Source organism: Microbispora bryophytorum (genome assembly GCF_006874465.1).
GTDB lineage: Bacteria > Actinomycetota > Actinomycetes > Streptosporangiales > Streptosporangiaceae > Microbispora > Microbispora bryophytorum.
Genome location: NZ_VIRL01000016.1, coordinates 42,333 through 65,691, shown reverse-complemented (window position 1 = coordinate 65,691; position 23,359 = coordinate 42,333). Strand labels below are relative to the sequence as shown.

Below are 23,359 nucleotides of genomic sequence, written 5' to 3'. Positions count from 1 at the left end.
CCCGGCGACGGTCGCCGGCCCGTTCGTCCGGGCCCATTTGCGACCTGTCGCCTTTCGCGCGATCGGCGCTCCCGCGCGGATCAGTCCTTGAAGGCGTCCTTCACCTTGCCGGCGGCGTCCTTGACCTTCTCACCGGCCTGCTTCATGTGGCTCTCGGACTGGTCGGCCCGGCCCTCGGCCTCCAGACTCTCGTCGTCTGTGACCTTGCCGAGCCCCTCCTTGGCCTTGCCGGCGACCTCTTCCGACTTGTTGCGGAACTTGTCTTCCGTGCTCATCAGGGCGCTCCTCTCGGTTCCAGAAGCTGACGAACTCCCTCTTTCCGCTGGTGAAGGGGCTAAACGCCGCTCGGTGTGTCGCCGCTCACATCCCGCAAACACAAATCCCACTGAAACGGGAAAAAGTGACGAAACGGGCGTACGCTATGAATAAGGACTAAAGCACACACCTCTGAAGGGTGGTGTGACGTATGACACACGGCGCCGACATCGGGACGCATCCCGACATCATGCAGATGCGAGCCCGCTACGAGGCCGCCGCGGCGAATCCCGCCGCGCAGCTCGCCGACGGTCTCACACTCCTGAGCGGCCTGTATCTAGCGCTCTCGCCGTGGATCGTCGGATTCAGCGGCACGCGCACTCCGCTCACCGTGAACAACCTGATCACGGGCCTCGCCGTAGCGCTCCTGGCGATGGGGTACAGCTCGGCGTTCGGGCGCACCTACGGAATCTCCTGGGTCGCCCCGCTGCTCGGTATCTGGACCATCATCGCCCCCTGGGTGATCCGCGGAGGCATGGCGACCACCTCGACGATCATCAGCAACGTGGTCGTCGGCGCGCTCATCCTGCTCTTCGGCCTGGCGACCATGCGGTTCGGCATGATGGAGCGCGGGCGGTCCGGCGGCTTCCACACGACGGGACCGGCCCACATGGGACCGACCCACTGACGGGACGCGGCGCGGCACCGTCGCGCTCCGGACACCGTCCGGGCGCGGCCGGCGCCCCGCCGTTGCGGTCATGTCACCGGCTCCCGTTACGCTCGTCTCGTCGGAGACGAGAGGACGGTGGCGGCGTGACGACAACGGCCCCCGTCGCGAGTCCGGTGGACTTCGCGGCCTACGGCGACTACACGATCAAGGCGGCCACCCGGCCGGACGGGTCGTTCGAGCGGCCCCTGTACCGCTTCCGCGACCGCGTGACGGCCGACGGGAGCGGCGGATCGCCCGCCGAGCCCGGCCGGTATCACCTGTACGTGTCGATGGCCTGCCCGTGGGCCCACCGCTCGGTCATCGTCCGGGCGCTCCTCGGGCTGGAGGACGTCGTGTCGATGTCGGTCGTCGATCCCGTGCGCGACGGGCGCGGGTGGGCGTTCCGCGAGGGCCCCGGCCACGGCCCCGACGAGCTCAACGGCTTCACCCTGCTGAGGGAGGCCTACGAGGCGACCGAGCCCGGCTACGACGGCCACGTGTCGGTGCCCGTCCTGTGGGACCGGCACAACCGCCGGATCGTCAGCAACAACTTTCCCGACATCAGCATCGACCTCGGCCAGGCGTTCGTGCGGTGGGCCAGACCGGGGATCGACCTCTATCCGGAGGACCTGCGGGGCGACATCGACGCGCTCAACGATCGCGTGTACGCCGATGTGAACAACGGCGTGTACAAGTGCGGCTTCGCCGAGAGCCAGGGGGCCTACGACGCGGCCGTGACGACGTTGTTCGCGGCGCTCGACGAGCTCGAGGAGCGCCTGGCCGGCAGCCGCTACCTGTTCGGCGACAGGCTCACCGAGGCCGACGTCCGCCTGTGGGTCACACTGGCCCGGTTCGACACGGTCTACGTGACCCACTTCAAGGCGAACCTCCGCCGCCTGGCCGACTACCCCAACCTCTGGCGCTACACACGGGACCTCTACGCGGACCCGGCCTTCGGCGGCACGACGCACTTCGACCACATCAAACGGCACTATTACGGCACCCACCCGAAGATCAACCCGATGCGCATCGTGCCCGCGGGGCCGATCATCGACTGGAATTTGTAGCCCACGACGCCGCATGCCGCGCGCCCCGGTCGTGCACGGTCACTCCGGGGACCACGGGCCAGCCGCCCGCGCGGCGCCTCGGCGAGGCCGTTGGCGCGCGAGGTGAGGATGCCGCGCGCGGCTCGTGCTTCTGTCGCCCGCGACCCGGGCGGGCACGGCGACGGGGTGACCGACCCCCGCTGCCGCGACTCCGCCATCGCATAATGAGGTATGAGTACCTCCTCCCCCGCGGGCGGCTGGACGTTCCTCACCAACCACGCGCACGTCCTGCTCGCGCTGTCCCGCGATCCCGACAGCCGGCTACGGGACGTCGCCCAGTCGGTCGGGATCACCGAGCGGGCGGCCCAGACGATCGTCTCCGACCTGGAGGCGGCGGGCTACCTGCACCGTGAGCGTGTGGGGCGGCGCAACCACTACACGATCAACCCGCTGGCCCCGTTCCGCCACCCGATAGAGCGGCACCGGCACATCGGCGAGCTCCTCGAACTGCTCGGGGCGGCGGTTGACGTACGAAGCTGATTGCATGAATACTCTGGTGAAAGATCGAGGGGGAGTACCCGGCTTCCTCTGCGTCGTCATCACGGCCGCCGCGTAAGGCGTCCCGGCGCGAGGGTCACCGCTGGCGGTGGCACGGGGAGACCGTCGGCCTTCCGAGCCCGCCCATGGGGCGGTGAGGAGGTAGACGATGTCTGTGCCCCTATGGATCTGGGCCGCGGTTCTGGCGGTCATCCTGGCCATGCTCGCCGTGGACCTGTTCGCCCATCGCCGGGCCCACGTGGTGGGCATCCGCGAGGCGCTGGGCTGGTCGGGCGTGTGGATCGCCCTGGGTCTCGGCTTCGGGGTCGTGGTCTGGCTCGTCTGGGGGCCGGAGGCGGGCGGGGAATACCTGGCCGGTTATCTCATCGAGAAGTCCCTGGCCGTCGACAACGTCTTCGTGATCGCGCTGCTGTTCTCGTTCTTCGCGGTCCCACGCGAGCTGCAGCATCGCGTGCTGTTCTTCGGCGTGCTCGGCGCGCTGGTCTTCCGCGCGGCGTTCATCGGCGCGGGCGCCGTCCTGATCGACCGCTTCCACTGGATCCTGTACATCTTCGGGGCGTTCCTGCTCTACACCGGCGTGAAGATGGCCAGGCATTCGGCGATCGAGGTGCACCCCGACCGCAACCCGGTGCTGCGCGCGATGCGCCGGCTCATCCCCGTCACCGGCTCCTACCAGGGCCAGCGGTTCCTCGTACGGCAGGACATGGACGGGCAGGACGGGCGGCCGGGGCGCCGATGGGCCGCGACGCCGCTGCTGGCGGTCCTGGTCGCGGTGGAGACCAGCGACATCGTCTTCGCCGTCGACTCGATTCCGGCGATCTTCGCCGTCACCTCCGAGCCGTTCCTCGTCTTCACCTCCAACGCGTTCGCGATCCTGGGGCTGCGCGCGATGTACTTCCTGCTGGCCGGGGCCATGCACCGCTTCGGCTATCTGCGGTACGGCCTGGCGGCGATCCTCGTGTTCGTCGGCGCGAAGATGCTCCTGGCGGACGTGTACAAGATCCCCGTATGGCTGTCGCTCGCGGTCATCTGCGCCTGCCTCGTGGTCTCCGTGGGCGCGAGCGAGTACCGGAACCGCCGCGAGGAGGGGAAGGACCTGACCGTCCGGGATCGCCGCTAGCGAGGGTCCTCCGCGCGATGGGCCCCGCCCGTACGGCCGCCTGAATCGATCTTCCGCTGCGGCGCGGAGATCTGTACTCTCCACACATGTCCGCGTCGGTGGAGGGGATGTTCGCGGCGCCGGGAACCGCCGCGTGATCGACGAGATCCTGCCTCCGTGGGTGGCGTCGGCCGAGAAGTTCGGCGACGTGCCGGAGGAGACGCTGTTCCCGGAGGAGAGGCCGCTCATCGCGCGGGCGGTCGACCGGCGGCGGCGCGAGTTCGTCACCGGACGCCACTGCGCCAGGCTCGCGCTGGCCCGGATCGGCGTCACGCCGGTGCCTATTCCGCGCGGCGAGCGAGGCGCGCCCGTCTGGCCCGCCGGCACGGTCGGCAGCATCACGCACTGCTCGGGCTATCGCGCGGCGGCCGTCGCCTCCGCGGACGTCGCGCGCGCGGTCGGCATCGACGCGGAACCGCACGAACCCCTGCCCGATGAGGTCCTGTCCACCATCGCCTCCCCTCAGGAGATCGCGGCCCTGCGGGCGATGGGCGACGCGGACGGCGAGGTCTGCTGGGACAGGATCCTGTTCAGCGCCAAGGAGTCGGTCTACAAGGTGTGGTTCCCGCTGACCGGCCGCTGGCTCGACTTCACCGGGGCGATCGTGGACATCGAGCCCTCGGGCACGTTCCGCGCACGGCTCCTGGAAGCCGACCCGGCCATCGCGACGAACACCCTGCCGGGCCGGTGGGTGGTGAGCGACGGGCACATCGCGACCTCCATCGCCCTCCCCCGCCCCTGACGATCCCGCACCGGCACGCCGAGCGGTCGCCGGTCACCCGGCGCGGAAGTAGTGGCCCTTGTCCAGATCGTCGATCAGCCCCGGCTGAACCGGCTGCCATCCCAGCAGTTCACGGGTCAGCGCGCTCGACGCCGGGGCGTCGGCTCCGATCATGGCGCCCAGCCAGGAGAAGTGCTCGCCCGCCTCCTCGCTGGGGATCGAGACCACCGGCAGTCCAAGGTGGCGGCCGATCACCTCGGCGACGGCGCGGATCGGCACGCCCTCGTCGGTGACCGCGTGCAGCACCGAACCCGCCGGAGCCTTCTCCAGCGCGAGGCGGAACAGGTGCGCGGCGTCGAGCCGGTGCACCCCCGGCCAGCGGTTGGACCCGTCGCCGACGTGACCGGAGACGCCCCTGTCGCGGGCGATGCCGACCAGTGCCGCCATGAAGCCGTGGTCTCCCTCGCCGTACACGGTCGGGGGCAGGCGCAGCACCGACGAGCGGACGCCGTCGGAGGCGAGGTCCAGCGTCCTCAGCGCGGTGGCCTGCCGGACCCGCGGGCCGTCGTCGTGCGCCCCGGCGGAGCCGGAATCCCGCCCGTCCCGCTCGGTCGCCACCCGCCCCGGCGCGAGCCCGAGGATGCCGGAGGCGAGGACGAGCGGCCGGTCGGAGCCCGCCAGCACCTCGCCGAACGTCTCGACGGCGCGGCGATCCGCGGCGGCGGCGCCCTGGAAGTCGCCGGTGAAGGCGATGTCGTGCTTGAACGCGAGGTGGATCACACCGTCCGACTCCGCGGCCGCGCTCCGCAGGGTGTCGAGATCGTCGATGGTGCCGCGGCGCACCTGCGCCCCGGCCCTGGTGAGCGCGGCGGCCGACGCGTCGGACCGCGCCAGGCCCACGACCTCGTGCCCCGCTCCGATCAGCTCGGGGACGACGGCGGAGCCGATCCAGCCGGAGGCGCCGGTGACGAACACACGCATGAGGTAACTCCAAGCGGTCGATTGCCCTCCGCGCCGGGTTGGAGCGGACGGCCATGTCAGTGACTGTCATCAACGTAGCACCGATGTCAGTCACTGTCATCCGGCTAGGATCCGAGGCATGGGTCGATGGGAGCCGAACGCGCGCGGCCGCCTCGAGAAGGCGGCGATCGAGCTCTATATCGAACGCGGGTACGAGCAGACCACGGTGGCGGAGATCGCCAAGCGGGCGGGACTGACGGAGCGCACGTTCTTCCGGCACTTCGCCGACAAGCGCGAGGTGCTGTTCTGGGGCTCGGGAACACTGCGCGACCACCTCGTGAACGCCGTCGCCGCCGTGCCGGACTCGGCCGCGCCGATCGACGTGATCGCCGGAGCCGTCGAGAGCATCGGCGCCATCTTCCGGGAGCGCCATGAGAGCGCCCGGCGGCGGCACACCGTCATCGCCGCCAACGCCGAACTGCGGGAACGGGAGCTGATCAAGCTCGCATCGCTGTCCGCGGCGCTCGCCGACGCGCTGCGGCGGCGCGGCGTCACGGACCCGGCCGCGAGCCTGGCCGCCGAGGCGGGGATCGCCGTCTTCAAGATCGCGTTCGAACGGTGGATCGGCGACCCCGGCGAGCCGGACATGTCGCAGATCGTCCGGGAGTCGTTCGACGAGCTGAAAGCCGTGGCGGCGGGCAGGTGACCCGCCTCCGCGAGCTCGCTACGCGGGACGCACACGACCCGCGCGACGGGGGTCCTACCGCCGGATCACGGTGACGTCGAACTCCAGCAGCACCTTCGGGCTGACGGCGACCGCGGTCACGGCGTTCCAGTTCACCCCCCAACTGGTGCGGTCGATCATGAGGCTTCCCTTGAACCCGACTCGGGCAGCGCCCCCCGGGCCGTTCTCGACGCCGGTCAGCTCGACGTCCACCGTCACGGGCCTGGTCACGCCGCGGATGGTCAGGTCACCGGTGACCTTGAAGCCGGCGCCGGCGGTCCGCTCCACCTCGGTCGAGGTGAAGGTGAGGGCCGGGTGGGCGTCCACCTTCAGAAACCTGGCGCGCAGATGGTCGTCGCGCTGGGAGTTGCGGGTCTGGACGCTGCCGGCCTGAACGGTGAGCCGGACGCTGGACCTCGACGGGTCGTCGCCGTCGAGGGAGGCGCCGCCCTCGAATTCGGTGAAGCGCCCGCGCACCCTGCTGGCCATCGTGTGCCGGGCGACGAACCCGATCGTCGTGCGGGCGGGGTCGAGGACGTAATCACCGGTCAGCTCGCTGAGCGTGGTCGTGGTCGACATGTTTTCGCCACTCCTTCCTGTCGTCAGCAGTACGACGACGCAACACCCGGGAATGTGAGGAGACGCCGGCGTCGCATTCCTCCGGGCCGCCTCGTCGATCTGGTGAGCGCCGCCGCGCAGAGAAGGAACCGGGGGCACCGGCGAACCTCGTTCGGGTGCGTGCCGCACGGGGTCAGGTCCCAGATCGCGGTGAGACCTTTCCTCCCGCCCGAAATCGGCCTTAGTATCCGGAACATGATCTCGCCTCCGCCCGCTCGAAGGCGGGTGGTTCCCGACGACCTGCCGTCCATCCGTGCGCTCGCCGCCGGTCAGGAGGTCCGATGACGATCAGGCGGTTCACCGCCGCCCAGGCCTCCGCCGAGGTGTGCTCCCTCGGCGAGGGCCCCGTGTGGGATCCCGGCAGGCAGCGCCTGCTGTGGGTGGACATCGACGCGGGGGCGGTGCACGAGGGACGGCTCGACCCCGCGACCGGCGCCGTCGCCGCCACCGCGGTCCACACCTTCGGAGGCGCGGCGGGCACCACGGTGGGCGCGGTCGCCGTCTCCGCCGGCGGGGAGCTCGTCGTCGCCGAGCGCGAGGTCCTCACCCGGGTCGACACCGCCGGCCGCCGCACCGAAATCGCCCGGGTGCTGCCTCGCGGCGTGCCGAGCAGACTCAACGACGGCGCCGTCGACCCGGCCGGGCGCTTCCTGATCGGCAGCATGGCGCTGGACGACCGGGAGGGCCAGGATGTGCTGGTCCGCCTCGACGGCACGACCTGCGTCCGCCTCGACGACGACCTGACCCTGTCGAACGGCCTGGCCTGGAGCCCCGCGGGCGACCGCCTCTACAACATCGACAGCACCCCGCACGTGGTGTGGGAGCGTGACTACGACGCGGCCACCGGCCGGACCGGGCCGCGGCGGGAGCTGTTCACGCTCACCGAAGGAATGCCCGACGGGATGTGCGTCGACGCCGAGGGCAACCTGTGGATCGCGGTCTTCGGCGGCGGCCGGGTGGAGTGCCGCGATCCCGGCGGGCGCCTGCTCGCCACGGTCGAGGTCGGGGCGCCCAACGTCACCTGCCCCGCCTTCGCCGGACCGGATCTCGACGTCCTCGTCATCACCACGTCCGCCGGTGGGGTCGATCCGGCCGAGCACCCGGGGGCCGGGCGCCTGTTCACCGCCGAAGTCGGCGTACGCGGCCTGGCGACGCCCTACTGGGTGCCGCCTCGGACATGAGCCCCGATCCCCGTCGAGGAGACAGAACCTTGCCCCTCTCCCACATCGGCGCCGTCGCGCCCCTCCCCTCCTCTCCGTAGTGCGGGCACTGGTCATCACCGGCCCCGGCAGGGCCGAGGTCGTGGACGTGGGGCCGCCGGTCGCGGCGGCGGGGCAGGTGGTCGTCGACGTCGAGCGGGTCGGCGTCTGCGGCACCGACGTGGAGCTGTTCACCGGCGAGATGAGCTATCTGCACTCCGGCCACGCCTGGTATCCGATGCGCCCCGGCCACGAGTGGTGCGGCGTCGTCACCGCGCTCGGGGAGGGCGTCGACCCCCGCTGGCTGGGCCGCCGCGTCACCGCCGACACCCAGCTCGGCTGCGGGCGCTGCCGCCTCTGCGGCGACGGACTGCACCACATCTGCCCCGACCGGGCCGAGATCGGCATTCGCAAGGGCTTCCCCGGGGCGCTCGCCGAGCGGCTCGCCGTACCGGCGCGGGCCCTGCACGCGCTACCCGAGACGATCGACGCGACGATGGGCGCGCTGGTCGAACCCGGCGGCAGCGCCCTGCGCGCGGTGCGCGGCGCCGCCCTGCACACCGGCGATCGGCTGCTGGTGCTGGGCACGGGCACGATCGGCCTGCTCGTCGCGCTGCTCGCGCGGGCCCGGGGCGCGCAGGTGCATCTGATGGGCCGCGACGAGTCCACGCTCCGGCCGGCCCGCGACCTCGGTTTCGCGGGCGCGTGGACCCGATCGTCACTGCCGTCCCTGCCGTGGGACGCCGTGGTCGACGCGTCCAACGCGGCGGACCTGCCGGCGCTCGCGCTCGACCTGGTCAGGCCCGCGGGCCGGGTAGTCTATGTCGGTCTCGCGGGGTCTCCCAGCCGCATCGACACCCGCGACATCGTGTTCGGGGACGTCACCGCCGTCGGCGTGCTCAGCGGATCGGCCGGTCTGGCCGGGACCATCGAGGCGTACGCGGACGGATCGGTCGACGCCCGACCGCTCGTGGCCGCCACCGTCGGCCTGGACGACGCCGCCGGCGTGCTGGCGGGACACCGCCCGGCCGGCGCGGGTCCGGGCCCGAAGATCCATATCGACCCTCGGCGATAAAGGGGGCGCATGGGCGCCTCCGGACGGAAACCTTGAGATCATGAGCCTCACCGATGCCGGAACCCCCGCAGGACCGCGACGACCGGCGCCGTCCGACCCCGCCGTGCTGGCGGCGGTGGAGGCCGCCGTCCCGGGGATCACCCGGGCGCGGGCGAGCGACCGCCTGGGCATGGCGCACGACGCCTCGCACTATCTGCTGACCCCGCAGGCCGTCGTGGTGCCGGAAAGCGCCGCGCAGGTGGCGGCGCTGATGCGGACCGGGCTGCCGCTGACCTTCCGGTCCGGCGGCACCAGCCTGTCCGGGCAGGGCGTCACCGGCCATCTGCTGGTCGACACCCGCCGCCACTTCAGGGGCATCGAGGTCCTCGGCGACGGCGAGCGGGTGCGGGTGCGGCCGGGGGCCGTGCTGCGGCAGGTCAACGCCCGCCTGGCCGCCTACGGCCGCCGGCTGGGCCCCGACCCGGCCAGTGAGTCGGCGTGCACGATCGGCGGGGTGGTGGCCAACAACTCCAGCGGGATGACCTGCGGCACCCACGCCAACACCTACCGGACGTTGGAGTCGATGGTCCTGGTGCTGCCCGGCGGCACCGTGATCGACACCGGCGCGCCCGACGCCGACGCTCGGCTACGCGCCCTCGAACCCGCCCTGGCCGAGGGCCTGGAACGGCTGCGCGACCGCATCCGCGGCAACCCGGACTCGGTACGCCGGATCACGGCGCAGTTCGCCATCAAGAACACGATGGGCTACGGCGTCAACAGCTTCCTCGACCACGACTCGCCGGCCCAGATCCTCGCTCATCTCGTCGTGGGCAGCGAGGGCACGCTGGGCTTCGTCGCGGAGGCCGTGCTGCGCACCGTGCCGGCGCACCGGCACGCCGCGACCGGCCTGCTGATCTTCTCCTCGCTGCGGGAGGCGATGGCCGCCACGCCCGAGCTGGTCGCGGCCGGCCCCGCGGCCGTCGAGCTGCTCGACGCCGAGTCGCTGCGGGTGGCCCGGCTCGACCCGAAGGCCGACGAGCCGCTGCGCGCCCTGGATGTGCGGTCGCACGCGGCGCTGCTGGTGGAGTGGCAGGAGCCCGACCCCGAAGCCCTCACCGCGCATGAGCGTGAGGCCGGGCGGGTCTTCGCCCGGCTGGACCTCGCCGCCCCCGTGCGGCTCAGCCGGGACAGCGCCGGCCGGGCGGCCCTGTGGCGCATCCGCAAGAACCTGTACGCCGCGGTCGCCGGGGCCCGGCCCAGCGGCACGACGGCGTTGCTGGAGGATGTCGCCGTCCCGGTGCCCGCACTGGCGGATCTCTGCGGCGACCTGGCCGAGCTGTTCGCCAGGCACAAGTACGAGCGCAGCGTGATCTTCGGGCACGCCAAGGACGGCAACCTGCACTTCATGCTCAACGAGCGCTTCGGCACCGACCTCGACCGCTACGCCGAGTTCACCGAGGAGATGGTCGCCGCCGTGCTCGGCCGTGGCGGCACGCTCAAGGCCGAGCACGGCACCGGCCGGGTCATGGCCCCTTTCGTCCGCCGCCAGTACGGCGACGAGCTGTACGAGGTCATGCGGGAGATCAAGCGGCTGTGCGACCCGGCCGGCACGCTCAACCCCGGCGTCGTGCTCACCGACGACCCGAAGGCGCACCTGCGCGACCTCAAGACCGTCGTCAGCGTCGAGCCCGAGGTCGACCGGTGCGTGGAGTGCGGCTACTGCGAGCCGGTCTGCCCCAGCCGCGACCTCACCACCACGCCGCGCCAGCGCATCGTGCTGCGCCGCGAGATCGCCGCGGCCCGCGCGGCCGGGGACCACGCGCTCGCCCGGCAACTGGAGGAGGAGTACGGCTACGACGCCGTCGACACCTGCGCCGTGGACGGCATGTGCGCCACGGCCTGTCCCGTACTGATCAACACCGGCGACCTCACCAAGCGCCTGCGCGGCGAACGTCACGGGCGAGCGGCGCGGGCGGGCTGGAAGACCGCCGCGAAGCACTGGAGCGCGGTGACCCGCGCCATGGACCTCGCGATGGACGCGGCCGCCGCGGCCCCGGCGGGGCTCGCCGAGGGAGCGAGCCGGACGGCCCGCGCCGTCGGCGACCCCGACACCGTCCCCCAGTGGAGCCGTGACCTGCCGCGCGGCGGCACGCCCCGCCGCCCCGCGCCGCGTCACGAGGCCGACGCGGTATATGTGCCGTCGTGCCTGAACACGCTGTTCGCCCCCGCCGACGGCGGTCCCGGTGTCATGGCCGCGGTACGGCGGCTCGCCGAGCGGGCCGGTCTGCGGCTGCGCGTTCCGGACGGCGTCGGGAGAATGTGCTGCGGCACGCCGTGGTCTTCCAAGGGCTTCGGCGAGGGCTACGAGGTGATGGGCCGCCGGGTGCGGGAGACACTTCTGACGGCGACCGACGGCGGCCGGCTTCCGGTCGTCAGCGACGCCGCCTCCTGCACTGAAGGGTTCGAACGGCTCGTGGCCGCCGCCTCCCCCGCCGTACGGGTGCTCGACGCGGTGACCTTCGTGGCCGAACACGTCCTCCCTCGCCTGCCGCAGCCGCCGGAGGATCGCAGGCTGGCCTCGCTCGCCCTGCACCCGACCTGCTCGTCCGTCCGGCTCGGCCTCGACGCCGCCATCGCCAAGGTGGCCGAGGCGGTGGCGAAGGAGATCGTCGTCCCCGACGGCTGGCAGTGCTGCGCCTTCGCCGGCGACCGGGGGCTGCTGCACCCGGAACTGACCGCCTCCGCCACCCGGGCCGAGGCCGCCTCGGTGGCCGGGGGCGGCTTCGCCGCCCACGCGTCGGTCAACCGCACGTGCGAGATCGGCATGACCCGCGCCACCGGGAAGACCTACCACCACCTGCTCGAACTGCTCGACCAGGTCACCACCTGAGCGCCTGGCAGGCGCCTCAGCGCCGCCTCAGCGCCCGCCACAGGCGCCTTCCCGGGGTGAGGTGATCGTCCTCCTCCGGCGCGGCGTCGTCGTCCGGCAGGTCGTACCAGTGGATGTCCCCGGGGAACGGGTCCGGCCCCGTGCCACCGGGCTCGCCCTCGGCTGCGACGTCGGCGTCCGGGGCCGCGAACGGCGGGAACTGCTCGGAAACGGCCACGCGTGCGGTCCTCACGGTGAAGCGGGCGCGTCCCGCCCCCGGGGACGCCTGCGAGAACTGTACGCGTAGCTTCTGGGCGACCGCCCTGGTTCGTCCCCGCTCAGGAGAGATCCGCCGGCCGGACGCGGAGGATCCGGGCCAGCAAGGCGGTCATCTGCTCGCGCTCGGCGGGGCCGAGGCAGGCGAACCACTCCCGCTCTCTGCGGGTCTGCTCGGCGAAGGCCTCACGCACGGCCGCCTCGCCCGCCGCGGTCAGCGTGACGACCACCGCGCGGCCGTCCTCCGGCACCGGCCGGCGTTCGACCAGGCCGCCGCGTTCGAGGGTGTTGACGGCATTGGTCACCGCGGACCGCGACATGGCGGAGATCTCGGCGAGCCGTACGGGCTGGGTGGGGCCGAGCAGCCAGAGCTTGAACATCAGCCGGAACCCGGGCAGCGTCAGGCCGCGCGGGCGATGGATGCGGGTCTCCAGGTCGGTGACCAGCAGGTAGGCGAGCTGGAGCAGGTGGTAGGCCAGCGTGAACGCCTCGGGGTCGGCCGCGGGCGACATGCCTGCCAGCCGCTCGCGCGCGTAGGCCGCGTAGCGCAGGTCCGGCGGGAGATCCGGCGGCAGATCCGGCGGCAGATCCACGCCGAGGTCCGGCCGGGTGTCGGGCTCGCTGTTCACCGCTCAAGTCTTGCGTAGCCGTAAAGGTGTCGTGGATATTGTTACGGCCATAACAACATCTTTCCGGAGGCGCCTGTGCGCATCGTCATCGCCGGAGCGGGCATCGGCGGACTGACCGCCGCGCTCAGCCTGCACGCCGCGGGGTTCGAGGACGTGACCGTGCACGAGGCCGCCTCCGAGATCCGTCCGCTGGGCGTCGGGATCAACATCCTCCCTCATGCCGTACGGGAGCTGACCGAGCTGGGACTGGCCGGCCGCCTGGCGGAGATCGGCGTGGCCACCGCCGAGCTGGCCTACTTCAACCGCTACGGCACGCCGATCTGGTCCGAACCCCGGGGACTGGCCGCGGGCTACGCCTGGCCGCAGTATTCCGTCCACCGCGGGACGCTGCAGATGCTCCTGCTGGAGGCGGTGGTCGAGCGGCTGGGCCCGGACGCTGTGCGGACCGGCAGCCGGATCACCGGCCCCGGCGACGAGGACCTGCTGATCGGCGCGGACGGGATCCACTCGGCCGTGCGGGCCCACCTGTACCCCGGCGAGGGCCCGCCGCCGTGGAACGGCCTGGTCCTGTGGCGGGGGGTCACCTACGGCGAGCCGTTCCTGACCGGCCGATCCATGATCATGGCCGGCGACGGCACGCAGAAGTTCGTCGCCTATCCGATCGAGACCGGCGAGCGCACACTGATCAACTGGATCGCGGAGCGGCCGCTGGACGGCGAGGCCGCCGACCGGGGGGACTGGAACCGCCCCGCCGACCTGGCCGAGATCGGCAGGCACTTCGCCGGCTGGCGCTTCGACTGGCTCGACGTGCCGGGCATCATCGCCGGGGCCGAGACCGCGTACGAGTACCCGATGGTGGACCGCGACCCACTCCCCCGCTGGACCTTCGGCGACGTCACGCTCCTCGGCGACGCGGCGCACGCCATGTACCCGATCGGCTCCAACGGGGCCTCCCAGGCGATCATCGACGCCCGGGTGCTGGCGTGGGCCCTCGCCCGGGGAGACCTGGCGGACTACGAGGAGACGCGCCGCCCGGCCACGACGGCGCTGCAGTTGTCCAACCGCGAGATGGGCCCGGAGGTCGTCATGAAGCTGGCTCACGAACGCGCGCCCGGCGGGTTCGACGACGTCGAGCAGGTCATCCCCCACGGGGAACGGGCGGAGATCGCCGCGTCCTACAAGCGCACGGCCGGGTTCGACCCCGCCTCACTCAGCGAACGCCCCTCCTGGAGCGTCGATCGGAGTGCCGCATCGTGAACCCGCGACCCGTGGACCTGCCACCCGTGAACCTGCGACCCGTGGATTTGCCACCCGTGAATCTGGAACCGCTCGCCACGTTCCGCGTGGATCTCGACCCCATGCTCGACCTCGGCGACTCGCAGTGGGGCCACCGCCGTGTGGTCAACATCGTGGGCGGCACGTTCGACGGTCCCCGCCTGTCGGGCACCGTGCTGCCCGGCGGGGCCGACTGGCAGGTCGTGCACGCCGACGGCATGATCAGCATCGACACGCGCTACACGCTGCGCACCCACGACGGCGCGCACGTCTACATCACCACCAGCGGAGTCCGGCACGGCTCCCCCGAGGTGCTCGGCCGCCTCGCGCGGGGCGAGGACGTGGACCCGGCGGAGTACTACTTCCGGCTGTTCTGCCGCTTCGAGACGGGCGACGATCGGTATCTCTGGCTCAACCGCACCCTCGCGGTGGCCACGGCCGCCCGCGTGGCCACCGCCGTACGCTACGACGCCTATGCCCTGACCTGAGGAGCCCTCATGCCGAAGCTCGACCGCCCCCCGCTTCCGGTCGCCGTCGAGCACGATGTTCCGATGCCGATGCGGGACGGCACCATCCTGCGGGGCACCGTCCACCGGCCGGCCGGCGGCGGCCGGTTCCCGGCCCTGCTCATGCGCACGCCGTACGGCGAGGACTCGTTCCGGACGGCGCCGGTGACACCCGCGCTGCGGGCCGGGTTCGCGGTGGTGCTGCAGCACTGCCGGGGGCGCGGAAGCAGCGACGGCGAGTTCCGGCCCTGGGTGGACGAGGGCGCGGACGGCCACGACACGATCGCCTGGATCACCGCGCAGCCCTGGTCGAACGGCGAGGTCGTGATGAGCGGCACGTCCTACCTCGCCGGATGCGCGCTGCAGGCGGCGGTGACGCGCCCGCCCGGGCTCAAGGCCGTCGTCGCCTCGATGACGCCGCACGACTTCCACGACGGCCTCAAGTATCACGGCGGCGCGTTCGCGCTGGGCTCGGCCCTGAACTGGGGCGCCTTTCAGACCATGCTCGGCCTGCTGCACGCCGCCGAGGCGGGCGAGGCTACCGGCGCGGGGCTCGCCGCGGTTCTTCCCGTGCTGGGCGACCAGGACGCCGCGGCACGCACCCTGCCGGTCGGCGACATCCCGGGCATTCCCTGGTGGCGCGACTGGACCTCGCACGTGGAACGCGACGCCTACTGGGAGGACCTGGCCGAGATCCTGCGCCACGACCGCGTCGCGGTGCCCGTCATGCACGTGGCGGGCTGGTTCGACCTGTTCCTCGGCGGAACGCTGGAGAACCACCGCCGCTTGGGCGGCCCCCTGGTCGTCGGCCCCTGGTCCCACCTCGCGCCGGGCGCCGCGGGCACCGGACGGCTGTTCTTCGGCGGCGCCGCCTCCGCCCAGGCGATCGGGCTGGAGCAGAGGGAACTCGCGTTCCTGAAGGGCGAGGACACCGGCCCCGCCGTGAAGATCTTCGTGATGGGCGACGACGTCTGGCGGGACGAGGACGCCTGGCCGCTGGAGCGCGCCGTCGGCACCCCTTACTTCCTGCACACCGGCGGCCTGCTCTCCCCCGAGCCTTCCTCGGCGTCCGAGCCGGCGACCTTCACCTTCGACCCGCGCGACCCGGTCCCGACCGTCGGCGGCCCGACCCTGCTGCCCGACCCCACCAACGTCGGACCGCAGGACCAGCGGGACGTGGAACGGCGGCCCGACGTGCTCTGCTACTCGACCGAGGTGCTCACTTCCGACGTCGAGGTGACGGGCCCGGTGTCGGTGGCCCTGCACGCCGAGACCTCGGCCGCCTCGACGGACTGGACGGCTAAGCTCGTGGACGTCTATCCGGACGGCCGGGCGATGAGCGTGATCGACGGCATCGTCCGCGTCACCGAGTCGTCCGGGATTTTCACCATCGACCTGGTCGCCACCAGCCAGGTCTTCAAAGCCGGCCACCGGATCCGGGTGGAGGTCTCCAGCTCCAACTTCCCCCGATTCGACCGCAACACCGGCACCGGCCAGATCGGCGCGACCGAGGCAGACCTCGTCGTCCAGCGTCAGAAGGTCTTCCCCGACTCGTACGTCACGCTGCCGATCGTCCCCCGCTGACCCGGTCCGCCGCTCGTCCCCGACGCGGCCTCCCGGCCGTCCACCCAGTGGTAGCGGACGGTCCCGTCCTCCGTCTCTACGGGCTTGCCCCGGAGATCCGATACCGTGCCGATCGTGACCGCGTACCTGTTGATCCTCGGGGAGCGGGAGGCCGTCGCCTGGGTGCTGCGCGAGTCCCGGATGGCCTTCCCGCCGACCAGTCGCAGCGAGGTGAACCGGCTCAAGGTGGGGGACGATCTCTTCGTCCTGACCACCCGTGGCTGCTGGCACAACCCGACCCGCGACCGGACGAGGATCATCGGCATGGCCGAGGTCACCTCGCAGGTGATCGCCTACGAGAAGGCGGTAACGATAGCGGGCCGGGATTTCACCCGTGGGTGCGACATCGGCCTGCGGTCGCTTGCGCCATACCTCACCGGGGTCGAGCTGGGGCCCCTCGTTCCAGGGCTGGATGCCTTCCCCGACGCCAAGTCCTGGTCCATCCGTCTTCGGCGTCCCCTGCTCGAGCTGAGCGCATCCGACGCCGCCCGGCTCGAACGCGAACTCGGCGGCGTCGCCCGCGAACCCGCCTTGGTCATCCCGGCATACCTGTCCTCGATTCGGCCTGTGCGGCAAACGCCTGCTCGCGCCTGACTCCGCTACGCCGCGGCACCCTGGCGGAGTCGATCATGTATGGGCACAATGGCCGTTGTGAAGGCGTACGTCGGGGTGACTGACACGAGCTGGTACCGCTTTCTGGCCGGACGTCCGGACTTGAGCGAGGTCAACTTCTGGCGGCCGTCCAGCGGGCGGGAGTTCCGTGCGATCGACCACGGCGAGCCGTTCTTCTTCAAGACCCACTACCCGCACAACCGCGTGGTCGGCGGGGGTTTCTTCAGCGGGTTCGCACCCCTCCGAGTCTCCGAGGCCTGGGAGTTCTTCGGTGAGGGCAACGGCGCCGCGAGCCTGGTCGAGCTCCATCGGCAGGTCGGCCGGTACCGCAGCCAGCCGATGAAACCGGGCGAGGACCCGGTCATCGGCTGCGTCATCATCCGCGACGTCTTCTTCTATCCGGACGACCGTGTCGCCGGCCCGCCGCCCGAATTCGCGTCGAACATCGTCCAGGGCAAGAGCTACGACCTGGCCGCCCACCTGGCCGCGGGCTACTTCTACGACCTGTTGAACCGCGCGGGGATCGCTGAACACGTCGACCTGTCCGAGCCGTGGCACCGCCATGGGCCCGTCTTCGGCGACCCTCGGCTGGCGCCCCGCAGGCTGGGCCAGCGGGCCTTCCAGGCTGTGGTCCTGCACGCGTACGAACGGCGTTGTGCGATCACCGGTGACCGGATCAGGCCGGTCTTGCAGGCGGCGCACATCCGCCCGGTCACCGCGGGAGGCGAGCACCGGCTGGACAACGGGCTCCTGCTCCGCTCGGACGTGCACACGCTCTTCGACCGCGGCTATCTGGCGGTCGACCCCAGGCACCGATTACTGGTCAGCCCTCGCCTGCGCGAGGAGTTCGGCAACGGCGAGGAGTTCTACCGGCGGGCCGGACAAGAGATAACCGTCCCCGACCGCCCTCGCGACCGGCCGAACCGCGAGGCCCTCGAGTGGCATCTCGACGAAGTCTTCCTCCGCACGTAGGTCAGGAAGGCACGGCGCACAGGTGAAGGCCGTGGATGCGAACCGCCGTGGGACGACGTACATCGCAGAGCCTTCCGGCAGCCATATCACCGGTGGTCAGCGTCAGAGCTCCTCGTCGAGGAGTGCGTCCGAGGACTCGATCGTGGCGGCCGCCGCGATCCAGGCGTTCAGCCGATCGAAGTCACGGCACACGAGGATCTTGTCCTTCAACTCGTCGGGCACCTGTATGTCCCGGGCGTCCAGGACTATCACGACGGCCTCTGCCATGGCCTCGGCCTTGCCTTCTGCCTGTGCCTCGGCTCTGCCCTCGGTTCTGCCCTTGGCGAAGTTCTCGCGGGCACAGTCGCTGAGGTACTCGTAGGTCTTGGTGTTCACATGCTTCTCCAAGTGGTCGAGATCTTTCCGGGCAGCGCCGCACGCACCATGTCCTTCGGGCAAGGCGACCACGCCGGCCGGCCCCGGTACTGCGCGTACGAGCGGAAGTGCGCGATCATGGGCTTCCTCCGCGCGCATGCAATGAAGGCAGGCTCACTCGAGGGCCGTGGGTGCGAACCGCCAGGGGACGACATCCATAGCGGAGCCTTTCGCCTGCGGACTCGAGGAGCAGCCCGGCGGCATTCTGTGACGCCCCCGCAGTGGGGGCCACGTCACGGGACGGCGTCAGGAGATGTCATCGAGCAACGCGTCAGAGGAGTCGACCGTGGCGGCTGCTCGAAGCCAGGCGGCCAACCTGTCCAGGTCATGGCATTTTCGGATTTTTTCGGAAATGTCCTCGGACACCTCGATGCCTCGGGCCGACAGCACCGTCAAGATCGCCTCGGCCTGTCCCTCCGCCTTGCCTTCTGCCTTGCCTTCCGCTTTGCCCTTGGCGATGTTCTCGCGGGCCCAGTCGCTGAGGTACTCGTAGGTCTCGCTCTTCAAGTGCTCCTCCAAGTGATCCCAGACCCCTCGAGGCAGCGCCGCACGAACCATGTCAGCGTACATACCCCCCAGGTCTCGGTCGAGATTGTGCAGCGCGGCGAACAGAGCGTTGAGGATCTCGGGGCCCTCCGGCGTGGCGGCGTGGTGAATCGCCGAGAGCACCGCGAGCTCGATGTCCTCGGCCGCCTGCCCGGGGTCGGTGATGACGGGTACCTCGTTCGGGCCGGCGACCAGCGGTTTCAGCACCAGGCCAGGATGACCCAGTTCGATCGGGCGGGCGCACCAGCGGGCGACCGACGCTTCAGGGCACACGACCAGCAGAATGACCGGGCATTCAAGGCGGGTGCGCAGGCTGACGAGGTACATCGGCCAGGACCACATCTTGCCGGGGTCCTGGCGACGTTGGACCTCGACGATGACAGCGAGAACGGGCTGGGGGTCGGCCTCCGGCCGTTTACGGCGGAACACGATGACCGAGTCGGCACGACGTTCGGTGGGTGTGACCTCGGTGAGATCGGCCGATTCGAGACCCGCGTAGTCGTAGTCGGGCAGCTGAACTCTGAGAGACCGAGTCAGCAGGTCGGCGGCGAGGTCGGGTCGTTCGCAGAACAGGCGGACGAGGGCTTCGTGTTCGGCTAGTGCCACTGCGTGACCGTATCCACACCGAGATCGACAAGGGGGTCGCTATAACAATCTGTGATTATCTCGTTACTCTCCGCCATTTTAGACTGCGAGACGGGAGCGGGTCTGTCGCTTGTCTCCTGTAGGGACCGTTCGCCGGCCGGACGGGCGAGGAAGGCTCGGAAGCTGATTTCGCCAGCAGGCCCTTACAGACCTACCTGGAATTGAACCAGGTGAGAAGGAAGCCCCGAATGGCCTCACCCGCCGGAGCGCAAGGAAAGCGGGAGAGCTAGAACCAGCCCGGCGCCCGTACGGGCAGACCGGATCCAAAGAGGTGAGAAGGAAGCCCTCCCATGGCCTTGCGGTCAGCACGATATCAGGCCGGGATCAACTCGTGCAGCGTGGCGGGCGTGTAGACCCGCGCCCCTTCCGGGAGGTCGGCAGGCGCCTCAAGCCCGATGTACGTGAGGTGCCCGCCCGTTGAGGACGCGGAGGACTTGGCCCGGAGCAGGCCGGCCAGGTAGCCGACCCGGAGGTAGTCCCGCTCCACGATCGAGCGCACGAGCAGCGACGCGGTGACCCGGTTGCCCTCCACCTGGTTGAACGCTGGACGGCCCGACAGGTAGAGGTGCAGCCACTTCACCCGCCACACGCCGTCGTCCCCGCGAAGGAAGACGAGCGGGAGCGCGACGCGGCCGGATCCGCGCAGGTCGGACTTCATCCGGACCGTACGCGGTTCGAACGGCCTGCCCTCCTGGGCGGCGTCCCTGGTCATATAGCCGAAGAACGCCTCGGCGGCCTCCTCGAACGGCTCCCCCGCGTAGATGTGGACCTGGGGGATGATGATCGGCTTGGTGGCGTGGGACAGACGCACGTCGATGAACTCCGAGGCGCCGTCGGGGGCCTCGGTGAGGTCACCCGAGTAGGTCGCGAACTCGTTGGCGTAGGACGTCCACGAGATGTTGGTCGGGTTGTCATAGCCAGCGTCGAGCATGAGCGCGGACAGGTCGTAGTCGGTGCGCCGCTCGGCCTGTTGCCAGTGCACGAAGAATCGGAGCAGCTCACCGTCCACGGGCGACAACGAGCCGCGGGGCAGCATCCCGAGCCCCGGCGCGACCGCCTTACCCGACAGGGGCAGCGCCACGTCGAGGACGGCGGGGTCGACGATCAACTCGCCGAGGTCGGGCAGACGGCGGCCGATCTCCTCGTCCAGGATCGCGAGCGTCCGGCTGAGGGTCTCCTCATCAAGCGGGGCACGGGTGTCAGGTGTGGTCCACGCTCTGCCGGACCGGTTGGTGAAGACCCGGTTCACGGGAGCGAACCGGTTCTGCAGGTGCTCCCGCAAAGACAGCAGCACGCGGCCGGAGGCACGGGCGACCGACCTCTCCGCCGCCTCCAGCACGGCAGAGCCGTCACCCGCCCGCAGCAGATGATCGAGGCGGCGCAGCAGTGCGCCGGGTGTGTGCTCCAGCAGCGAGACGGCCTCGTCGGTACGTCCCGCGGCCAGCGCGGCCTCGACCCGGCCGCCGAAGCTCGCCGCCTCGCGCACGCCCCTGGCCACGTCGAAGACCTGAGCCGCCCGAGGAAACTGCGGGTACTCGTGGGGGTGCAGCCGCTCGCCGAGCCGCTTCCACTGCTCCCGGTGGCGAAGCACGTCCCCGTGCTTGGCGGCCGGGACGGCGTCCAGGGCGGCCAGCAGGATGCGGCGTTCGGCGCGGCGGAAGGAGCGCAGGCGGGTGGGGGTGGACAGGGTCACATCGCCATCGGAGCAGAGCGCGGCCAGCCGGAGCACGTCCGTCACGGTGTCGACGAGCAGGGGCTGCCGGGTGGCCAGCCGCACCTCGTTGACGACGGCCCGGTTCTCGCGTACGGGGACGTGCTCGGGCTGGTCGTCGGCACTGTAGTCGGCCCCGAAGTCGGCGCAGAAGGCGGCCAGCGCGCGCAGAGCGGCCAGGTCCTCGGCGGCGAGCGGGATCTCGGAGCCGGCCAGCGAGAGGTAGAGCTCCCGCGCTTCGTCTCGCAGGCTTCCACCCAGCTCAAGCACGGTCACCCGGTCTTTGACCAGGGGGATCAGCTCGGCGTGCGCGGCCAGCAGATCGGCGTAGGTGTGCTGGTAGCCGCCGTATCGCGGCAGGTCCAGCAGGTTGAGGGTGCCCGGCTGGAGGCGGGTGGCGGCGACCGGGTCGAGCACGGCCTCGCGCAGCAGCCCCGCCCAGAACTCCAGGGTGTCCGGCACGTTCTTCGGGAAGTCGACGAAGTAGGCGTTGTGTTCGACGTGGTCACCGACCAGGCGGCGCACCGCGGCCAGGACGCGTACGCCGAGGTCGATCACCTGCTCGCCGGGCAGCCGGGTCAGGCGGCCGAGCAGCGCCGGTGAGCACGTGAAGCCGACGCTGAGCAGCGCCGCGTCGAGCTGCCGGGCAGCCACCCCACCCCAACCCGGCGTGTCGTCCCCAGCGTCGTCGACCGGAACACGCAGACGCCGGGCAATGATGAGATCTTCCACGCAGGAACGATATAGGGCGGATATCCGCAAGTCGCCACTGAAATACGCGGCCTGCCTATGCCCCCTCCAATGGCGATTCCCGCCCAGAACGGCCGTCTCTCAGTCGCTGCTCCACCCGATGAAGTGCGGCGGGACGTGATCCACCAGCCAGACGCCGTTGGCGCTCACCCGGAAGTGATGTCCGGCGGCGTGCATCGCAGCCGCGTCCACCACGAGCACGACCGGCTCACCCCTGCGCGCGCCGACGCGGGTGGCGGTCTCCCGGTCCGGCGACAGGTGGACGTGATGGCGTGCCATCGGCCGCAGCCCCTCCGCGCGGATCGCCTCCACATTCCGGGCGACCGTGCCGTGATAGAGGATCGGGGGCGGCTCGACCACCGGCAGGTCGAGGTCGACGGGCACCGAGTGCCCCTGACTGGCCCGGATCCGATCGTCCTCGATCACGTACCGCCGCTTGTCGTTGCCGGCGACCGCCTGCTCCAGTTCGGCACGCGAGATCGGGAACCCGTGCGAGGCCGCCGCCGTCAGCAGCGCGTCGATGTCCACCCAGCCGTGCGCGTCGAGTTCGATGCCGATGCGCTCGGGCTGGTGCCGCAGGTGCTTGGCCAGGTATTTCGAGACCCGCACCAACCGCCGCTCGTCCATGTTCCTCCAGCGCCCGCTGCCCTGCCGTTGAGCCGGCTCGGTCCGTAAGTGAGCCCCATAAGCGTCAAGATCATCATATGGTCTTCCGCACCCCGGCCCGTCAGGGACAGCCGATAGGCTTCGGACCCTATGGACAGCTCGATCTTGGAAAAGGTCCGCGAGCTCCGCGGACAGGGCCACTCTCCCAAGCAGATCGCCCGCGCCCTGGGCATGGCGCCGGCGGCGGTCGCACCGTACGTCAGGGCGGTGGCCGAGCAGACGGGCGGGCAGGCCGCCGAGCCCGAACTCGCGGGGTGCTGGATCAACGTCGGCTGGGGCGAGGGACTCGGCGTGCCGGGCACGACCGGCTGGGCGGACGACGCCCCGGCCGGCCAGGAGACCGCGGGCACGGTGAGCGTGGTGGTGGCGCGCAAGCACGGCTGGGACAAGCTGTCGGTCTGCGCCTACCTCGTCGACGTCTACTGCCTGGGCGTCAAGCACGCCCTCGGCCCCGACGTGATGAGCGAGGTGGAGCTGCACCGCTTCCTCCCCAAGTGGTTCAGGATCTATTCGCACGGCTGGCGTGAGGCGCCGCTCGACCTGGTGCGGCACCTCGTCTTCGGCGCGGTGAATTACGCCCGTGATCTCGGCTTCGAGCCGACGGCGGACTTCGCCGGGGCGGCCGGACACCTCGGCGCGTGGGAGGCGAAGTCGGCGGTCACCTTCGGCAAGGACGGCAAGCCCTTCTACATCGCAGGCCCGCACGACGACGTCAGGCACGTGGTGAAGACCCTGGAGCGCAGGGTCGGGCCGCCGCCCAACTTCGACTTCGTCGCGCACGTACCCGACTCGCCGATCTCGCTGGGCGGTCACCGGCTCACCCCCTGACGCCGGGGTACGGCATCGGCGGGTCAGACGAGGC

General features: G+C 71.1%; 24 protein-coding genes. 15 read left to right on the top strand and 9 right to left on the bottom strand.

The genetic code is table 11. The features are described from left to right. Positions 1–80: 80 nt before the first annotated feature. Positions 81–275: a CsbD family protein gene (locus FLX07_RS25495; protein ID WP_142574159.1), complete on the bottom strand. Its 195-nt coding sequence runs from the start codon at positions 273–275 to the stop codon at positions 81–83. A gap of 191 nt (positions 276–466) precedes the next feature. On the opposite strand from FLX07_RS25495, the gene FLX07_RS25490 reads away from it, so the two are divergent. From FLX07_RS25490 to FLX07_RS25470, 5 genes are all read left to right on the top strand, one after another. Next, positions 467–943: an SPW repeat protein gene (locus tag FLX07_RS25490; RefSeq protein WP_142574157.1), complete on the top strand. Its 477-nt coding sequence runs from the start codon at positions 467–469 to the stop codon at positions 941–943. Between the two features lie 125 nt (positions 944–1,068). After that, positions 1,069–2,031 carry a glutathione S-transferase family protein gene (locus tag FLX07_RS25485; protein WP_142574155.1) on the top strand — a complete coding sequence of 321 codons (963 nt, stop codon included), beginning with the start codon at positions 1,069–1,071 and terminating at the stop codon, positions 2,029–2,031. 210 nt (positions 2,032–2,241) lie between these two features. After that, positions 2,242–2,550, top strand: coding sequence for a helix-turn-helix transcriptional regulator (locus tag FLX07_RS25480; RefSeq protein WP_142574153.1), 309 nt, complete (start codon positions 2,242–2,244; stop codon positions 2,548–2,550). 166 nt (positions 2,551–2,716) lie between these two features. Next, a complete protein-coding gene (locus tag FLX07_RS25475; protein ID WP_142574151.1) occupies positions 2,717–3,688 on the top strand; it encodes a TerC family protein in 972 nt (323 codons plus the stop codon). Positions 3,689–3,821: 133 nt separating this feature from the next. Then, a complete protein-coding gene (locus FLX07_RS25470; RefSeq protein ID WP_142574148.1) occupies positions 3,822–4,469 on the top strand; it encodes a 4'-phosphopantetheinyl transferase family protein in 648 nt (215 codons plus the stop codon). Between the two features lie 33 nt (positions 4,470–4,502). Here the strand turns inward: FLX07_RS25470 and FLX07_RS25465 are convergent, their stop codons facing one another. After that, positions 4,503–5,429, bottom strand: a complete 927-nt coding sequence (locus FLX07_RS25465) for an SDR family oxidoreductase (RefSeq protein WP_142574146.1) — start codon at positions 5,427–5,429, stop codon at positions 4,503–4,505. 118 nt (positions 5,430–5,547) lie between these two features. Between FLX07_RS25465 and FLX07_RS25460 the strand changes: the two genes are divergently transcribed. Next, positions 5,548–6,114, top strand: coding sequence for a TetR/AcrR family transcriptional regulator (locus tag FLX07_RS25460; RefSeq protein ID WP_142574144.1), 567 nt, complete (start codon positions 5,548–5,550; stop codon positions 6,112–6,114). Positions 6,115–6,168: 54 nt separating this feature from the next. On the opposite strand, the gene FLX07_RS25455 is transcribed toward FLX07_RS25460, so the two are convergent. Then, positions 6,169–6,711, bottom strand: a complete 543-nt coding sequence (locus tag FLX07_RS25455) for a YceI family protein (RefSeq protein WP_142574142.1) — start codon at positions 6,709–6,711, stop codon at positions 6,169–6,171. Positions 6,712–7,031: 320 nt separating this feature from the next. Between FLX07_RS25455 and FLX07_RS25450 the strand changes: the two genes are divergently transcribed. The 3 genes from FLX07_RS25450 to FLX07_RS25440 all read left to right on the top strand — a co-directional run bounded on the left by FLX07_RS25450 (position 7,032) and on the right by FLX07_RS25440 (position 11,893). Next, entirely contained in the window at positions 7,032–7,931 is a 900-nt protein-coding gene (locus FLX07_RS25450) for an SMP-30/gluconolactonase/LRE family protein (RefSeq protein ID WP_142574140.1), read from the top strand. Between the two features lie 79 nt (positions 7,932–8,010). Beyond that, entirely contained in the window at positions 8,011–9,024 is a 1,014-nt protein-coding gene (locus FLX07_RS25445; RefSeq protein ID WP_142574138.1) for a zinc-dependent alcohol dehydrogenase, read from the top strand. A 40-nt stretch (positions 9,025–9,064) separates the two neighbouring features. Beyond that, the gene (locus tag FLX07_RS25440) at positions 9,065–11,893 is read left to right on the top strand and encodes an FAD-binding and (Fe-S)-binding domain-containing protein (protein WP_142574135.1); all 2,829 of its coding nucleotides are present in this window, start codon (positions 9,065–9,067) and stop codon (positions 11,891–11,893) included. Between the two features lie 16 nt (positions 11,894–11,909). Here the strand turns inward: FLX07_RS25440 and FLX07_RS25435 are convergent, their stop codons facing one another. Both FLX07_RS25435 and FLX07_RS25430 read right to left on the bottom strand, forming a co-directional pair. Beyond that, positions 11,910–12,110 carry a hypothetical protein gene (locus FLX07_RS25435; protein ID WP_142574133.1) on the bottom strand — a complete coding sequence of 67 codons (201 nt, stop codon included), beginning with the start codon at positions 12,108–12,110 and terminating at the stop codon, positions 11,910–11,912. A 100-nt stretch (positions 12,111–12,210) separates the two neighbouring features. After that, entirely contained in the window at positions 12,211–12,777 is a 567-nt protein-coding gene (locus FLX07_RS25430) for a MarR family winged helix-turn-helix transcriptional regulator (protein ID WP_229689601.1), read from the bottom strand. A 75-nt stretch (positions 12,778–12,852) separates the two neighbouring features. On the opposite strand from FLX07_RS25430, the gene FLX07_RS25425 reads away from it, so the two are divergent. The 5 genes from FLX07_RS25425 (at position 12,853) to FLX07_RS25405 (ending at position 17,765) form a co-directional block, all read left to right on the top strand. Then, positions 12,853–14,034 carry a flavin-dependent oxidoreductase gene (locus tag FLX07_RS25425; protein WP_142574132.1) on the top strand — a complete coding sequence of 394 codons (1,182 nt, stop codon included), beginning with the start codon at positions 12,853–12,855 and terminating at the stop codon, positions 14,032–14,034. A 41-nt stretch (positions 14,035–14,075) separates the two neighbouring features. Beyond that, on the top strand, positions 14,076–14,540 hold the full coding sequence (locus FLX07_RS25420; protein WP_142574130.1) for a DUF3237 domain-containing protein: 465 nt from the start codon (positions 14,076–14,078) through the stop codon (positions 14,538–14,540). 9 nt (positions 14,541–14,549) lie between these two features. Continuing rightward, entirely contained in the window at positions 14,550–16,142 is a 1,593-nt protein-coding gene (locus tag FLX07_RS25415) for a CocE/NonD family hydrolase (protein WP_142574128.1), read from the top strand. A 114-nt stretch (positions 16,143–16,256) separates the two neighbouring features. Continuing rightward, positions 16,257–16,775, top strand: a complete 519-nt coding sequence (locus FLX07_RS25410; RefSeq protein ID WP_229689603.1) for a hypothetical protein — start codon at positions 16,257–16,259, stop codon at positions 16,773–16,775. Between the two features lie 48 nt (positions 16,776–16,823). Beyond that, the gene (locus FLX07_RS25405) at positions 16,824–17,765 is read left to right on the top strand and encodes an HNH endonuclease (RefSeq protein WP_189104925.1); all 942 of its coding nucleotides are present in this window, start codon (positions 16,824–16,826) and stop codon (positions 17,763–17,765) included. Between the two features lie 102 nt (positions 17,766–17,867). On the opposite strand, the gene FLX07_RS25400 is transcribed toward FLX07_RS25405, so the two are convergent. The 4 genes from FLX07_RS25400 to FLX07_RS25385 form a co-directional block, all read right to left on the bottom strand. After that, entirely contained in the window at positions 17,868–18,140 is a 273-nt protein-coding gene (locus FLX07_RS25400) for a hypothetical protein (RefSeq protein WP_142574123.1), read from the bottom strand. A gap of 285 nt (positions 18,141–18,425) precedes the next feature. Beyond that, a complete protein-coding gene (locus tag FLX07_RS25395; RefSeq protein WP_142574121.1) occupies positions 18,426–19,331 on the bottom strand; it encodes a hypothetical protein in 906 nt (301 codons plus the stop codon). Between the two features lie 352 nt (positions 19,332–19,683). Next, positions 19,684–21,813, bottom strand: a complete 2,130-nt coding sequence (locus FLX07_RS25390) for a TerD family protein (RefSeq protein ID WP_208762383.1) — start codon at positions 21,811–21,813, stop codon at positions 19,684–19,686. 99 nt (positions 21,814–21,912) lie between these two features. Continuing rightward, the gene (locus FLX07_RS25385) at positions 21,913–22,458 is read right to left on the bottom strand and encodes an RNA 2'-phosphotransferase (RefSeq protein WP_142574120.1); all 546 of its coding nucleotides are present in this window, start codon (positions 22,456–22,458) and stop codon (positions 21,913–21,915) included. A gap of 129 nt (positions 22,459–22,587) precedes the next feature. Between FLX07_RS25385 and FLX07_RS25380 the strand changes: the two genes are divergently transcribed. Beyond that, a complete protein-coding gene (locus FLX07_RS25380; RefSeq protein ID WP_142574118.1) occupies positions 22,588–23,325 on the top strand; it encodes a helix-turn-helix domain-containing protein in 738 nt (245 codons plus the stop codon). Positions 23,326–23,359 lie beyond the last annotated feature (34 nt).